At 65.7% G+C, this 618-nt stretch carries 1 protein-coding gene; it reads left to right on the top strand.

The window, feature by feature from the left end:
* Positions 1-618 (top strand): hypothetical protein (locus ACFFJD_RS16660; protein WP_382366214.1); only part of this gene is annotated, 618 nt, incomplete at both ends.

Below are 618 nucleotides of genomic sequence, written 5' to 3'. Positions count from 1 at the left end.
CTGGCCGCCGGCCTCACCACCGGCGCAGCAGCCGCGTTCGCACTCGCCCTCGCCGCAGGCACCGCCACCGCGGCCGGCGACAACATCGAGTGGTACGAAGACGATTCCGGGGCAATGGGCCTCTGGACGTTCACCACCAGCATCACCGACACCACACCCAAGGTCGGCGACCAGATCACCATCTCCAACACCCTGAGCCACTCCAAGATCGACCGCTACGTCTACAAGGTCAAGCAGGTCGTCCCCCAGTGCCTGGACTTCGTCTCGGCCAACGGCTCCAACACCATCAAATCCACCGACGACAAGACCGGCACCGCCGACTCATACGTCCTGTTCAACGCACCCAGCGGCGGATGGCGCATCAACGGCGCCAGCAGCTCCGTCATCAAGGTCAACGCCATCTACACGGTCACCGAAGCCTGCGCCACCGGCGAAGCCCAACAGACCACCATGCACATGAGCGGCAGCACCATCGGCGACCGCAACTACAACAAGCCCATCTCCTTCACCGTCGCCAAGCCCACCGGCGGCGGCGACAACGGCGGCGGAGACAACGGCGGCGGGAACAACGGCGGCGGAGACAACGGCAGCGGAGACAACGGCAGCGGAGACAACGGC

It is taken from the genome of Gordonia phosphorivorans (assembly GCF_042432625.1).
GTDB lineage: Bacteria > Actinomycetota > Actinomycetes > Mycobacteriales > Mycobacteriaceae > Gordonia > Gordonia phosphorivorans.
The sequence above is the reverse complement of the archived record's forward strand: the minus strand, read 5'-3'. Positions and strand labels throughout refer to the sequence as shown.